Genomic DNA, 14,703 nt, shown 5'->3' with positions numbered 1-14,703 from the left:
CAGGATAGTCAAGATGATCCAGATCGCATTATTACTTTTTGGCGCAGATTTCGTTCGAACAAAGTCAAAATACCTGTGGTTCATCGGCTTTCTATGGGGGATTGCTGGAAGCCTTATTTTTATCGACGGGCTTGATGGCCAGCTTTATTTCCCGCTAAAAACTTTCGGTTTTTTTCTTATATTAGAAAGCCTAATAACATTAAGTGTGGCCTCAAGTGGGGTCGGGTCCCAAAAAGCAGTCCTGTATTTTAAAGGCGGGATATTTTTCTTCAGCGCCGTGATCATTATCCTTAATCAAACCTACAGTAATCTGCTGCTCTCGATCATTTTTGGGTTTGCTTATTTTATCATCGGTTTGTTTGTTGGCGTTTCAGCCTGGGTTGTACGTTTCCCGCACTGGCGAACGGCGGCATTCTATGGTCTGGTACAGATTATTTTTGCATTCTTCCTGTTTATTCACTCCCAAGCTACCATCTCATTTTTCCTCGGTTTTTTGATGATCGACAGCGGGTACAGTTGCCTAAAAATGGCCCGGCGTACCAGCCAGATGAAGCGTGCAACATCCGTATTCCAATTGATGCAACCTACAGATATATTGATATATGAAAGTGCTAAAGAAAATCAGGAAAAAACGGAGGCGATCATAGCTGAGAATACTGATCTTTCGTTACTCCCCGCTCTCATTGTTCATATCTGGACACCGGAAGGCTCCGCAAACAATCGCCCAGTACCACGTCCTGTCATTAACCGTTATATTGCGGCAGTAGATGAAACCGGGGTAATCTCAACAGGCCATGCGGCACTTGAAGCCCCTCCGGATGTCTACATCAGCTTATATCCCGCTGAAGATCTTGATCGCTCCCCTTCAGAGTTTTTCCGCTTGCTCAAGGCAACTCGCGACAACGATGTCAAAGGGATGTTCCAACCAAGCTATGCTGTGGAATCAGCAAACTGGTGCGATTCCGACCGGAGGATTAGCTTCAGGGATTATAATATTGAAGCCCTGTCTAATTTTTGGCAAAGTTATCGCAGAGAAGAGTCTTATAACCTGACTTACCGCAATTGCTCAAGCAGTGTCGCCTATGCGCTGGAAGCCGCGCTTGATGGTGTACTGTCGCCACGTAGCAAAAACTGGTTAACGACCTTTAGAGTGTTTTTCATGCCTGAATTGTGGATAGCAGCCCAAGTTCGTAAACGGGCATTGATGATGGCCTGGACACCGGGATTAGTGATGGACTATGCACGAGCACTCAGTGCCATTGTGCAGCCGGTTCCACAACCCTGGCATCAACGGATGCCGTGGAAAGTGCGTGGGGCTAATCAGAATACCCCTCAAGAAAAAGAGTAATATCAACCCAAATCAAGCCGAACCGCGGCGAATCAATACCGGCGGTAATATGACGTTTTGTAGTTGTAAATCGACACCGGCGATACGCTGAAGTAACCTCTGCCCGGCACTGTAGCCAATCTCTCGGGCGGAGCTGGTGATGAAGGTTAGTGGCGGTTCAGTGAGTTCTGCTTCAGGGACATCACCAAAACCAATTAATGCAACTTGCTGATCGAGATAAGCATCGACTCCAGCGCTGCCAATCGTCCGGCCGGTGCGCAAAATACCAAAGTATGCCCCTAGCGCTACGGATGCTTGATGGCAAACGATGGCACTGACATTAGGGTGATGACGTAATAACCCTTCAGCAGCATCCGCCGCGGCTTGCTGCTGACCATCACATTCAACCACCCATTCCGAACGAAACGGTAGCCCATATTGCACTAGCGTGGCACAAAATCCCCCTATCCGCTCGGCCCTGGTCAATGAGTGCGAATGTCCCCCAAGATAGGCAATTTGCCGATGACCACGACCAATAAGGAATTCTGTTGCCATTTTAGCCGCTTGCATATTATCGGGCCGTACCACATCCACCCCGTCCAATACATTTGAACGAGCAGCACAAATCAGCGGAATATCATGCTCTGCGGCCTTTTCTTGTAGCCCCATCTCGCGTTTAGCACCACCGCCCAGTACCAATCCATCGACACCTTGATCAATCAGCGTATCAAAACACCGCAATAACCCTTTTCCTTCACGGCCACTTTGCGTCAGGAACAACAGCTTGCCCTCCGCCTCAATCGCCTCACTCAGCCCTGCGGTCATTTCTGCATAAAAGGGGTCACTGATATCGCGCACAATCAAGCCAATTACGCCAGATGCCCCGCCGCGTAATTGTGCCGCCTGACGGTTACGCACATAGCCTAATTGTTCAATGGCCTGATTGACCCGGTCGGCAGTTGCCGGGGAGATACGTCCTTTGCCGCTGATTGCTAACGAGACGGTTGCCACGGACACACCCGCCAATTTAGCCACATCGATGATGGTTATTTTTTTTGTTGTCATAACTGCTGATAAATAAGCCAAGTTAAACGTTTAATCTGATGATGACCCCGGCATACCCAAAGAATTTGGAGTTGCAGGTAGGCGGCCAGCAAGCAAATCCCGATGAATCTATTGACTTTAGGGTCAACGACCAGTAAGTGATTCGGGTGACAAATCAGTCTGGAACCGATTTGAACGCTGCTTGCAGCGGCCTCGCAGAGGCGAGACCCATGGACGGGCCGAGTAATGAGCGCAGCTAACAACCCTGCAGCTTCAAATGCGAGGGTATACAAAAATAGGATCAGTAATTGTGACATATCACTCATATTATCTGGGTTAAACGTTTTATCTTGTTTTACCTCCAGACAGGGAGACGAAATAGTCGCCGTTATCCATCAATCAATCGTTATCTATCAATATTGTCTAAACGACGTTTTTTAACATCAGGTGTATCAGTACAGGAGCCACTATGTCAGCGGCAAAAAAACAAAAAATTACGCTGTGGGAGTTTTTCCAGAGTTTAGGGAAAACCTTCATGTTACCGGTCGCCTTGCTCTCCTTCTGCGGGATCATGCTGGGTATCGGCAGTTCGCTTAGTAGTAAAGATGTCATCACTCTCTTACCGTTTATTGGTCACCCTGCTTTCCAGCTATTGTTTACCTGGATGAGTAAGGTTGGTTCATTTGCCTTTAGCTTCTTGCCCGTGATGTTCGCCATTGCAATTCCATTAGGGATGGCTCGCGAAAACAAAGGCGTTGCGGCTTTCTCTGGCTTCGTCGGTTTCGCTGTACTGAATCTGGCCACCAACTTTTACCTCACCACCAGCGGTGTGTTACCCACCACAGACCCATTGGTATTGAAAACCCATAACATCCAGAATATTTTAGGTATTCAGTCCATTGATACCGGTATTTTGGGTGCGGTGATCGTGGGGATCATTGTTTACTTACTGCATGAGCGCTTCAATACCATTCGCTTGCCTGATGCATTAGCTTTCTTTGGTGGCACCCGTTTTGTGCCGATTGTCACCACCGTGGTACTTGGGTTAGTCGGCTTGTTGGTCCCATTGATCTGGCCTTGGTTCGCAGCAGGTATTAATGGGTTGGGCCGATTGATTAACGGCGCGGGTATGTTCGGGCCAATGATCTTCGGCAGCGGTGAGCGCTTATTACTACCTTTCGGCTTACACCATATCTTAGTTGCACTGATTCGCTTCACCGAAGCGGGTGGCACCATGGATGTATGTGGCCACAGTGTTAGCGGGGCTTTAACCATCTTCCAGGCGCAATTATCTTGTCCAACCACCACCGGTTTCTCTGAAAGTGCCACGCGCTTCTTGTCGCAAGGCAAAATGCCCGCTTTCTTGGGCGGTTTACCGGGCGCTGCACTGGCGATGTATCACTGTGCAAAACTTGAAAATCGTCATAAAATTAAAGGGTTGCTGATTTCAGGGGTAGTTGCGTGTGTCATCGGCGGCACCACAGAACCGATCGAATTCCTGTTCCTGTTTGTGGCCCCATTCCTGTATCTGATCCACGCCATTCTGACCGGGCTGGGCTTTACTGTCATGGCGTTGTTGGGTGTGACCATCGGAAATACAGACGGCAATCTCATTGATTTCGTGGTATTTGGCATCTTGCACGGCACGGCAACCAAATGGTATTGGGTGCCAGTGGTTGCTGGGATTTGGTTTGTCGCTTACTACTGCATTTTCCGTTTTGCTATTCAGCACTTCAATATCAAAACACCGGGCCGTGAGAATGAGACCGCCGCCAGCAGTCATGCAGAAAAAGCCGCCAGTGGTGCGATCACCGGGAAGTCTGGCTATAACTCCCCTGCTATTTTGGCTGCTCTGGGTGGCGCTGATAACATTGTCTCATTGGATAATTGCATCACCCGCTTGCGGATGTCAGTTAAAGATATGAATTTGGTAGATAAAGAGGCGCTGAAAGCTAACCGCGCTATTGGTGTGATTCAGCTCAATGACCATAACCTTCAAGTTGTTATTGGCCCACAAGTGCAATCAGTGAAAGATGAATTAGACTCACTGATAGGCGGTGAACAATTCGCAACATCTTAGGATGGTAATTCGCTAAATAGCGTTGCCTCAATATTAATTACATAGAAACTATACCCAAAGTCATTGGAGTCGCAGGTAGGCAGCCAGCAAACTCATCCCGATGAGCTTACACAAATCAGTGATTCGGGTAAGTGAGTGCAGCTAACCCCCTGCGGCGTCAAGGGCGAAGGGTATATTTGATAAGCGAGATGCTGATGTTTGATTTCTCCACCCCTGTCGATCGTCACGGTACTTGGTGTACCCAATGGGACTATATTGCTGACCGTTTTGGTGCTGCGGACTTGCTGCCATTCACTATCTCGGATATGGACTTCCCCACAGCGCCAGTTATTTTACAAGCACTTAATCAGCGCATCGGGCACGGTGTGCTGGGGTATAGCCGCTGGCAACATGAAGATTTTCTCGGGGCAATTCGTCATTGGTATCAACAGCGTTTTCATTGCTCGATTGATACCTCAATGGCGGTCTATGGCCCGTCGGTTATCTATATGGTGGCCCAGTTGATCCGCTGCTGGTCAGCGCCCGGTGATTTTGTCGTCACCCACACTCCCGCTTATGATGCTTTTTATAAAGTGATCCTCGGCAATCAACGCCAATTACTCAGTTGCCCACTGCAAAAAATTGATAATCAGTGGCAATGTGATATGGCGTATTTGGAAGCATTACTAGCCCGCCCGCAAACTAAAATATTGTTGCTGTGCAGCCCGCATAACCCCACAGGGAAAGTCTGGACAGCGGAAGAACTTACACTCATGGCGGAGCTGTGTGAGCGCCATCAGGTCAAGGTTATCAGTGATGAAATCCACATGGACATGACTTGGGATAATCAAGTACATACCCCCTGGAGTCAGGTGGGGCAAACCCCGTGGGCTTTACTGACCTCCGGCTCTAAGACATTTAATATCCCCGCGTTAACCGGTGCTTACGGTTTTATCAGTGACACTGAAACCCGTGATAGCTACAACCAAATGCTAAAAGGCCGCGATGGCCTCTCTTCTCCGGCGGTACTGGCGATCGTCGCGCATATCGCCGCTTACCGGCAGGCAGAACCTTGGTTGGATGAATTACGCCGTTATCTGCAAGCCAATTTAGCTTATGTTGCGCAGCGGTTGCATGAAGCATTGCCTGCTTTAAACTGGCAGCCACCACAGGCAACTTACTTAGCGTGGATTGACTTACGCCCATTAAATATTGACGATCATCAATTACAGAACGTGCTGATTGAAAAAGAAAAAGTCGCCATTATGCCTGGTTTCACCTACGGCGAAGAGGGTCGCGGCTTCCTACGTCTCAATGTCGGTTGTTCGCGCAGCAAAGTTGAAGCTGGGATGGATAAATTGATTAGCGGCATCCAGTTTTTACAGGGGAAATAGCATTTCCGCTCGGTTTTTATCGGCACCTTTTTATCTCTAAAAGGTGCCAAAGTGAGATTTAAGTCACCTTTTCATGCAACAAGTTAGCTATTTTCACTGGTTTGTTTTTATAATGTTCTGCACTTTACCGACAAAATCCATTTAAAAGAGTGAGTGCACCTATGATTGACCTCCGCCTTCCCTTGACTGACATTCATCGCCATCTTGACGGCAATATTCGTGCGCAAACTATTTTGGATTTGGGCCGCCAGTTTAATCTGTCGTTACCTGCTGATGAATTAGAAACCCTGCGTCCACATGTTCAAATCACTCAGACTGAACCTGATTTGGTTAGCTTCCTGCAAAAACTGGATTGGGGTGTCGCGGTGTTGGGTTCTCTTGATGCCTGCCGCCGTGTGGCGTATGAAAACGTCGAAGATGCCGCCAATGCAGGATTGCATTATGCCGAGCTGCGTTTCTCCCCATTTTATATGGCGATGAAACACCAGTTACCCGTCGCCGGTGTGGTCGAAGCTGTTATTGATGGCATCCAATCGGGTTGCCGTGATTTTGATATTGATATTCGTCTCATCGGGATCCTTAGCCGCACTTTTGGTGAGCAAGCCTGTTTGCAAGAACTTGATGGTTTACTGGCGCATCGTGACGGTATTACTGCGCTGGATCTGGCGGGTGATGAGCTGGGTTTCCCTGGCGGCCTATTCCGCAGCCATTTTAATCGCGCACGGGATGCCGGTTTGCGGATTACTGTCCATGCCGGTGAAGCTGCAGGCCCTGAAAGTATCTGGCAAGCTATCCGTGAGTTAGGCGCAGAACGTATCGGTCACGGTGTTAAGGCCGTGGAAGATATTAAGCTGATGGATTATTTAGCTGAGCACAGCATTGGCATTGAGTCCTGTCTGACTTCCAATATTCAGACCAGCACGGTTGCCTCACTGGCGGCTCACCCCTTGGCCATCTTCTTACGCCATGGGGTGTTAGCATCAATAAACACCGATGACCCTGCAGTGCAAGGCATTGAAATTGCTAATGAATATCATGTTGCCGCGCCAGCTGCGGGCCTAACACCACAAGAAATTCGTCAGGCTCAGGAAAATGGGCTGACAATGGCCTTTATTAGCGAACAAGAAAAACAGGCGCTGCGCGATAAAATCCGCGCTTAAGTGACTGAAAGAATACTAACAAAAACGCCCGTGTTTCAATGAAATACGGGCGTTTCTTATTGATAACTCGCTATGACTTGGTTTCAGTATTCTCAGCCAAAAGCGGTTGGGCGCTCGCCAGCTCTTTGGCCGCATTTTCTTTAGCAACCCGTTTGGCGTAATGTTGTGCCAATACCGCACAAACCATCAATTGAACCTGATGGAATATCATCAGCGGCAATACCATAACCCCCACCACCGAGGCAGGAAACAGTACATTAGCCATCGGGATCCCATTTGCCAGGCTTTTCTTCGAGCCGCAGAACACAATGGTAATCTCATCGGCCGTGTTGAAACCCAGCCAACGTGCAGCCAGCGTATTGATAACCAATACTAATGTCAGTAACACCATTGAACAAACTAATATTGCCAACAAAGACCAGCCGTCGATTTGGTGCCAAATCCCCTCAACCACTGCCTCACTGAAAGCCACATAAACCACCAATAAAATTGATGACCGGTCAGTAATATTAACCAGCTTTTTATGACGTTCAACCCATTTGGCAATCAGTGGACGGGATAAATGGCCGACAATAAATGGCACCATCAATTGCATGACGATAGAACCGATAGCATGCAAAGTATCAGTATCGCCCCCTTGTGTTTGCATCAGCATGCCCACCAGAATCGGTGATAAAAACACGCCGAGGATACTGGAGGCCGATGCGCTACATATGGCGGCCGCCACATTCCCGCCCGCCACCGAGGTATAGGCGATGGCGGATTGAACTGTCGCTGGTAATGCACACAGATAAAGGAAACCCAAATACAATGTTGGTGTTAATACCCCCGGAACCAATACATTCATGCCCAATCCCAGTAACGGGAACAGAGCAAAGGTACTGAGAAATACCACCAAGTGCAGCTTCCAATGCCCCATACCGGAGACTATCGCGGCGCGGGAAAGTTTGGCCCCGTGCATAAAGAACAATAATGCGATAGCCGCCGTCGTCAAGTGCTCGAACCACACCTTAACTTCGCCCTCACAGGGGAAGATTGAAGCAATGATAACGACCAGTATCAATACCAATAAAAATTTATCTATCCGTAAGCGTTGTAGCCAGGACATGCCTTAGTATTCCTTCTATACCCCCTCGCTCTTGAAGCTGCCGTGGTGTTAGCCGCAACTCCAATATCTTTGGGTATGGTTTTTTATAAAATAATCCTATTTAGGAAGCATAACTCAGTTTGCAGTGACAACCGGCAGCGCTCTTTTCTGTTGATCAGAAGCGATACCCAGCTCAATCAACTCCATCACCTTAATCGCCTCAGAAGCTGGCACCGGATTGGCTGCTGTACCCCAAATGGCATCGCGGATCCCGGCATAGTAAGCAGGATAATTACCCGGTAATGTCAGCAGAGGTTTCTCGGCCAGTACACCGTCATGTGACAGTGTCACGATACCATCGCGCATATCATAGCCCCAGTCAGCCTGTGGTAAACGCTCGCCCGCCTTCAGCCGGTCTTCCTGTGGGTCTAAACCAAATTTAATATAGCTGCCCTGCATACCGTGGACGATATAACGCGCGGTTTCTGCGGCCGCGACCACCGTGCCGTGCAAGACCACGCGTTGCCCCGGATAGCTGAGAATGGCATGGAAATAGTCAACGGATTGCGCTCCTGGGCGCAACATCCCTAAATCAACATTCAGCTGGTCTGGCAAACCAAACAATTGCAGCGCTTGATCCAATAAATGTGGCCCCAAATCGTACCAAATGCCACTGCCAGCACCGGCTTGTTCACGCCAACGCTGGCGGATCTCCGGGCGATAGCGGTCAAAGTGAGATTCAAAATAGACCACTTTGCCCAGCGAGCCTTCCGCCAGTAAGGTTTTTAATGTCAGGAAATCACTGTCCCAGCGGCGATTGTGGAACACAGACAACAAAAGACCGGCGTCATCAGCTTGTTGCTTCAGAGCATTTGCTTGTGACAGTGTCACAGTAAACGGCTTATCAACCACCACATGCTTACCCGCTGCCAGCGCCTTTTGAGCCAAAGGAAAGTGGGTATCATTAGGGGTTGGAATGACGATGAGATCAATGGCAGGGTCATCAAATAACGCTTGCGGGTCAGAAACAACAGTCATCGACGGCCAGTCAGCATGAACTTTACTGGCATCACTACTAGAAACGCCCGCCAGTTCCAGCCCCGGAGTCCCCATAATTAGCGGCGCATGAAACGTTTTACTGGCGTAGCCATAACCCAGTAAACCCACTTTTATTTTTTCGGCCATCATGTATTTCCTCTTGCCCGATATATGCCCTAAATAATGCAAGTTGCAGGAAGGCGGCAATTGAGTAAATCCCCAGGAGCTTACTCAAGTAAGTGACTGGGGGAACGAAAGCAGCCAACACAGATGCAGCTTGGAGTATGACGGGCATGCCCGCTATTTGATATCACTCGAGCAATAGATTTGACACCATGATGATTGCCGCGACAAGAGGTAATTTCTTGCTGAACATGACTGGCGGGTTAAATCCGCGTCATTTCCGCTGAATCATTACGCCATTCAGGGGCGCGCAAGCTACGTTGTGGGTAGTTGGTTTCAATGCTACGACGCCTGAAATCACTGGGGCTGACGCCAACACGCTTACGGAAGACCCGGGAGAAATACAGCTGGTCATCATAGCCCACGACACGGCCAATGGCGGCAATAGGTTCTTGCGTGGTTTGCAGCAATAATTTAGCTCGGATAACCCGTTGGTCTTCGCGCCAACGCAAGATATTGATACCCACCTGATCGCGAAACAGATGTGCCAGCCGTGACGGCGACAAACACACATGCCGCGCCACTTCATCAATGCGCAACTCACCAGCCAGATTGCCAGTGATAAATTGACATGCTTCGATAACGCGTGGGTCCATAATGCGTTGCGGGCTGAGGGGGTCTTCTTCCATTGAACGCAATAACAGCCGCTCCAGTAAGTTCATCCCTAGCTCTTCGCCAAAACGCCGCCCAGACTTTTGGGTTTCTTCTATATTGGCAAACAGCCGATCAAACTCCAGCAGTAAATTATTGTTGGTATTATTCGGTAAGGATAAACGCCCTACTTCATGGGCTTTACTGTGCCACTCTAGCCAATCAGCCCAATAGGCCCGAGGCCGGAAATAGACCCAACGATGATACCAACAATCACTGCTAGGTGAGCGGCCATAATTATGAGCAACCTTAGGCGGAAATAACAGCAAGTCACCGGGATTACTGTAAAACGTGTTTTCTCCGTCAAAAATTTGGCCCTGCCCCTTAATCGTCAGGTTCAGAATGTAACCTTTCATACCGCCGGGTCGGTCGATAAAAAAATCGAGCGGCCCATCGGCCAGAATAGGCGTTAATCCTGCCACCAGATAAGCATTAAAGGTATAACCTGGCAGCAAGGGGTTAGGTTGCGGTTCCTGAGCCATTCGATGATACATTGAGTCTCCTTGCCGTCTCTTTCTGATTTTATGCGCTTCTCTCAGTTTATCGGACCAATTTTTGCGCTGCCCGATAGTGATGACAAAATTGTGAGCCAGAGTGGTTTTTTATGGATTATTCTGTCACCCATCCACTGATACTGTCTATTTAGCCCACAGTTTCTGGTGTCAGCCTTATGGATTGGCCGTGGTATTGCTTCTCACTTTTTTATGCCCTTCCATTAGGCACCTTTTCATAAGATCTAAATAAATGTACAACCCGATTTAATAAACCGTTCAGGAATATAACGATTCAAACCTTCTGCTTTGCAGTATTCTTTAAAGGTGCTTAGCGAGTTTACTTTTGCCTTGCCGTATATCAATTGCAATTTATTTTCTATTGTGCGGTAAGAAAGATTGAGTTTTTGCGCTATCTCTTTAGCGTTAAGGGATTGTAATAAGAAAAAAATCACTTCAAGTTCTTTTTGATTAAAATCATTTGTAGGTGGTTTCATTACCAATACAGGAGGAATCTCCTGATTAAATAAGTCATATAAAGAAATAAAATTGAACTTTGTTACATGATAAATAGTGCCGATACATTTTTTTTCATTATCAAAAAGAGGGAGTTTTTCGCAAAGCGTATGCTCTTGCCCCCATAAACAGGTCTGAATCATCACCACACGTTGCTTATCTGTTTCAACCTCCCGGTCTTGTTTTTGTAAATCTGACGCAAATTCTGCCCACTGGGCAGGACACTCGCTGTCTAATCGGCCTTCAATATCAAAATTAAGCGGTAATTGGCTAAGTTTAAGGGTGGCTTTATTGACATACATAAAGCGCGATTCGCAATCTTTTACGCCCCAAGGCTCTTCATTATTCTCCATAAATGATACGAGCGAACCAAAAGTCTCTTCATTAAGGCCTTTAGAACCCATTATTTTTGGGCGATTAATTTTATCTATCATTATTAGCTCCTTTTAAAAGGATCAATTTTCTATGGTAAGATGCCGCAACATTATCATTTAAAATATTATTTTTTCTTTATGCTACCCATTATCCAATAAATAACACTGGCAATGATTAATGAATTGAATGACGGAATACCAAGTTCAATATTCATACTGCCGATAGTGCCCACGATACAAGCCGCAATAGCCTTCCAGCCAATTAATGACGTTGATTCAGGCAATGTCTGTGCCTGGCGAGTGGCGTCAAGCAATTGGCGGCTGCTGCGTAACACATAGTAGTCCACCAGCATGACACCTGATATTGGCGGAAAGACAACACCGAGTAGCGTGAGAAAATCAGTAAACTTATCTAAAATCCCTGCTATTGATAGGAGAGTCCCTACAATACCGAGTAACAGCGTCAGCCAAGTGCGACTCCACCGGTTACCGGTGATTCCCTCTACCTAAAATTAGTTTTGTTAATGTGAATTAATTTGGCCTCATTTATAAAAATGAACTCGACTTTATTAATGAAAATATGTTTATGGTTATTCCGTGAACCATTGTCTTAAATGGAGGTTTTGTTATAAGATAAATAACTCAACAAGGATTAAAAAGCAAGTTCCGCTTAATCCACAATGGCTAATCAATTTCATTTTATAATATAATCTTACTCAACATTCAATATGGAAATTATATGTGAAAAATAACAAATACTTTCACCTTCCTGACGAAGTTCCGCCGCAATTCATTTTTTTGTGGGAGAGCAGTAATGAAGACTGGGGTTTCAAAGACCTTGATTCACGCTATTTATATGCTAACACTCCATTCCTTAAACTATTAAATTTGCCACCAAAATTTCGTATTAAAGGTTTGTCACAGAGTGAACTGCCCTCCCCCTCTTTTGCAAAGTTTTCATCCCAATTCAGAGCACAAGAGCAGCTAGCGGCGATAACTAAAAAACGAGTTTCTTCAATTGAGATACATTGCTTTGGCCGCGAACAAAAACTTCAACCTTATATATTTGATAAATTCCCACTTTTAAATAGAGAAAAAGAATGCCTGGGTGTTATTTTCCATGGAAAAAAACTGGATTTACTCACCGCTGAGCAATATGTTAATCAAGCGTTACCTCTTACATTCTTAGTTGAAAAGCCAGATGATTTTTTTACTGATGAAGAGTTTGATGTCGTGTTTTATGTACTTCAAAACGCAAGTAATAAAACTATCGCCCAGAAGCTGGCACACTCTGAGCAACAGGTCGAAAGTTATCGGAGAAAAATTTACCTTAAAGCGCATTGTTATTCATTCTACGATTTTAAAAAATTCTGCCATAAAAAGGGATATAACCATTATGTTCCGCAAAAATTCCTCGAACCTGGTTCCATAATGATTCCGAATGCAGCATGGAACTTTGGTGATACCGGGCGGCCAGACGAACAAAATTAGCCCGACGGCTGCTTGTTGTTGACTGGCATCACAAAAACACTATACGAAGCAGAAAAGTGCATACTTCCAGCGATTGGCTCCTCACCTTTGCCTGCCACTCACTCCTATCTTTGTTAGCAATCAATGGGCAATTGCCAATGAATCTTTTTTCAGCAATGAGTTAGGAGCAACCACCATGACAGGCGAAGTTATATCGATAGACAGCCCTATCGCGCTCGGGTTGGATTTTGGCAGCGATTCTGTCCGGGTATTGGCGGTGGATTGTCAACATGGCACCGAGATTGATACTGAGGTTGTTTACTATCCTCGCTGGCAAAAAGGGCTTTACAGCAACGCGGCACAAAACCAGTTCCGTCATCATCCTCTCGATTATATCGAAGCTATGGAACAGGCTATTTTTCAGTTAGTTAGCCGTCTATCAGCAGAGCAACGTCAGCATATTATCGGCATTGGCGTGGATACGACCGGCTCAACTCCTGCACCGATTGATGAACACGGTCAGGTATTGGCGTTACGCCCTGATTTTGCTAAAAATCCCAATGCTATGTTTGTGTTATGGAAAGACCACACGGCTATAGAAGAAGCCGAGGAAATCAACCGTTTATGCAGCAGTGGTGAATTTGATGATTATGCGCGTTATATCGGCGGTGTGTATTCATCTGAGTGGTTTTGGGCAAAAATTCTGCATGTTACGCGTGCGGATCAAGCCGTCCGTGACGCGGCAGTGTCATGGGTTGAGCTGTGCGACTGGATCCCAGCACTACTCTCTGGCACCACTGCCCCTAAGGATATTCAGCGGGGGCGGTGCGGCGCCGGGCATAAAAGTTTGTGGCATCCATCTTGGGGAGGATTACCCCCTCGCGAATTTTTGGCCGCACTCGATAGCCGTTTAGTCGACCATCTCGATTATCCAATGTTCACCGATACCTACACGGCTGAACGCCCGGTGGGCAAGATTACGGCTGAATGGGCCGAGCGCTTAGGATTACCCACGACTGTGGTTATTTCTGGTGGTGCATTCGATTGCCATATGGGTGCCGTCGGTGCAGGTGCTCAACCTTATACTTTGGTGAAAGTCATTGGAACTTCCACTTGCGATATTTTGATTGCCGACAAAAAGTTAGTCGGTGAGCGGGCAATTGCAGGGATTTGTGGTCAAGTGGAAGGTAGCGTAGTGCCCGGTTGGATAGGTATGGAAGCGGGCCAGTCTGCATTCGGCGATATGTATGCCTGGTTCAGCCGGTTATTAAGCTGGCCATTGCATCAAGCCGCGCTGGCACAGCCAGAATTACAGCCACAGTTAAAATTGATTGAATCTACTTTACTGGCCTCACTGACGACAGAATGGGCTAAAAACCCTTCATTGGAGAACCTGCCAGTGGTGTTGGATTGGTTTAATGGTCGCCGCACCCCAAATGCTAATCAGCGGCTAAAAGGGGTTATCACTGATCTGAACTTGGGGACTGATGCCCCCACACTGTTTGGCGGTTTTATCGCTGCTACTGCATTTGGTGCTCGCGCGATAATGGAATGCTTCGAACAGCAGGATATTCCGGTTGAAAACATACTGGCCTTAGGCGGTATTGCACGTAAATCGCCGGTTATCATGCAGGTTTGTGCTGATGTCATGAATAGGCCGCTCCAAATTGTGGCATCGGATCAATGCTGTGCATTGGGTGCGGCTATTTTTGCGGCTGTTGCCGCGGGTGTTTTTGCTGATGTCCCAACCGCACAGCGCCATATGGCGTGCAAAATTGAGCGCACCCTGACACCCAATGAGACCCAAGTGGCCCGCTATCAGCAGCTTTATCAACGCTATCAGCAATGGTGTTTGTCGGCCGAGCCACACTACATACCCGTCACCAAAACGACACTATGACCTTGATGA

General features: G+C 47.2%; 11 protein-coding genes and 1 pseudogene. 6 read left to right on the top strand and 6 right to left on the bottom strand.

The annotated features are described in order from the left end of the window. Window positions 1–13 precede the first annotated feature (13 nt). A complete protein-coding gene (locus DXZ79_RS10360) occupies window positions 14–1,348 on the top strand; it encodes an HdeD family acid-resistance protein (protein WP_038632948.1) in 1,335 nt (444 codons plus the stop codon). Between the two features lie 12 nt (window positions 1,349–1,360). On the opposite strand, the gene malI is transcribed toward DXZ79_RS10360, so the two are convergent. Continuing rightward, a complete protein-coding gene (gene malI / locus DXZ79_RS10355) occupies window positions 1,361–2,392 on the bottom strand; it encodes a Mal regulon transcriptional regulator MalI (protein ID WP_038632952.1) in 1,032 nt (343 codons plus the stop codon). A 448-nt stretch (window positions 2,393–2,840) separates the two neighbouring features. On the opposite strand from malI, the gene malX reads away from it, so the two are divergent. The 3 genes from malX to add all read left to right on the top strand — a co-directional run bounded on the left by malX (window position 2,841) and on the right by add (window position 6,984). Then, entirely contained in the window at window positions 2,841–4,451 is a 1,611-nt protein-coding gene (malX, locus tag DXZ79_RS10345; protein WP_038632956.1) for a maltose/glucose-specific PTS transporter subunit IIBC, read from the top strand. A gap of 194 nt (window positions 4,452–4,645) precedes the next feature. Beyond that, window positions 4,646–5,824 (top strand): MalY/PatB family protein, encoded by a 1,179-nt coding sequence (locus DXZ79_RS10340; RefSeq protein ID WP_162928742.1) that lies wholly within the window; start codon window positions 4,646–4,648, stop codon window positions 5,822–5,824. Between the two features lie 161 nt (window positions 5,825–5,985). Next, the gene (gene add, locus DXZ79_RS10335; RefSeq protein WP_038632959.1) at window positions 5,986–6,984 is read left to right on the top strand and encodes an adenosine deaminase; all 999 of its coding nucleotides are present in this window, start codon (window positions 5,986–5,988) and stop codon (window positions 6,982–6,984) included. Window positions 6,985–7,054: 70 nt separating this feature from the next. Here the strand turns inward: add and DXZ79_RS10330 are convergent, their stop codons facing one another. The 5 genes and pseudogenes from DXZ79_RS10330 to DXZ79_RS10310 form a co-directional block, all read right to left on the bottom strand. Beyond that, window positions 7,055–8,092 (bottom strand): bile acid:sodium symporter family protein, encoded by a 1,038-nt coding sequence (locus DXZ79_RS10330; protein WP_038632962.1) that lies wholly within the window; start codon window positions 8,090–8,092, stop codon window positions 7,055–7,057. A 114-nt stretch (window positions 8,093–8,206) separates the two neighbouring features. After that, window positions 8,207–9,256, bottom strand: a complete 1,050-nt coding sequence (locus DXZ79_RS10325; RefSeq protein WP_050291729.1) for an oxidoreductase — start codon at window positions 9,254–9,256, stop codon at window positions 8,207–8,209. A 239-nt stretch (window positions 9,257–9,495) separates the two neighbouring features. Then, window positions 9,496–10,437 (bottom strand): arabinose operon transcriptional regulator AraC, encoded by a 942-nt coding sequence (gene araC / locus DXZ79_RS10320; RefSeq protein ID WP_038632965.1) that lies wholly within the window; start codon window positions 10,435–10,437, stop codon window positions 9,496–9,498. A 242-nt stretch (window positions 10,438–10,679) separates the two neighbouring features. Next, window positions 10,680–11,384, bottom strand: a complete 705-nt coding sequence (locus tag DXZ79_RS10315) for a PAS domain-containing protein (protein WP_244942322.1) — start codon at window positions 11,382–11,384, stop codon at window positions 10,680–10,682. Window positions 11,385–11,449: 65 nt separating this feature from the next. Beyond that, window positions 11,450–11,830: pseudogene (locus DXZ79_RS10310) on the bottom strand (cytosine permease); the annotation flags it as partial. A 235-nt stretch (window positions 11,831–12,065) separates the two neighbouring features. On the opposite strand from DXZ79_RS10310, the gene DXZ79_RS10305 reads away from it, so the two are divergent. Together DXZ79_RS10305 and DXZ79_RS10300 are read left to right on the top strand one after the other, a co-directional pair. Next, the gene (locus DXZ79_RS10305; protein WP_120011260.1) at window positions 12,066–12,815 is read left to right on the top strand and encodes a PAS domain-containing protein; all 750 of its coding nucleotides are present in this window, start codon (window positions 12,066–12,068) and stop codon (window positions 12,813–12,815) included. Between the two features lie 175 nt (window positions 12,816–12,990). Next, window positions 12,991–14,694 (top strand): ribulokinase, encoded by a 1,704-nt coding sequence (locus DXZ79_RS10300; protein WP_038632972.1) that lies wholly within the window; start codon window positions 12,991–12,993, stop codon window positions 14,692–14,694. Window positions 14,695–14,703 lie beyond the last annotated feature (9 nt).

The organism is Yersinia rochesterensis, assembly GCF_003600645.1.
Taxonomy (GTDB): domain Bacteria; phylum Pseudomonadota; class Gammaproteobacteria; order Enterobacterales; family Enterobacteriaceae; genus Yersinia; species Yersinia rochesterensis.
Note: the sequence above shows the minus strand (reverse complement) of the source record. Positions and strands in the feature narration are given on the sequence as shown.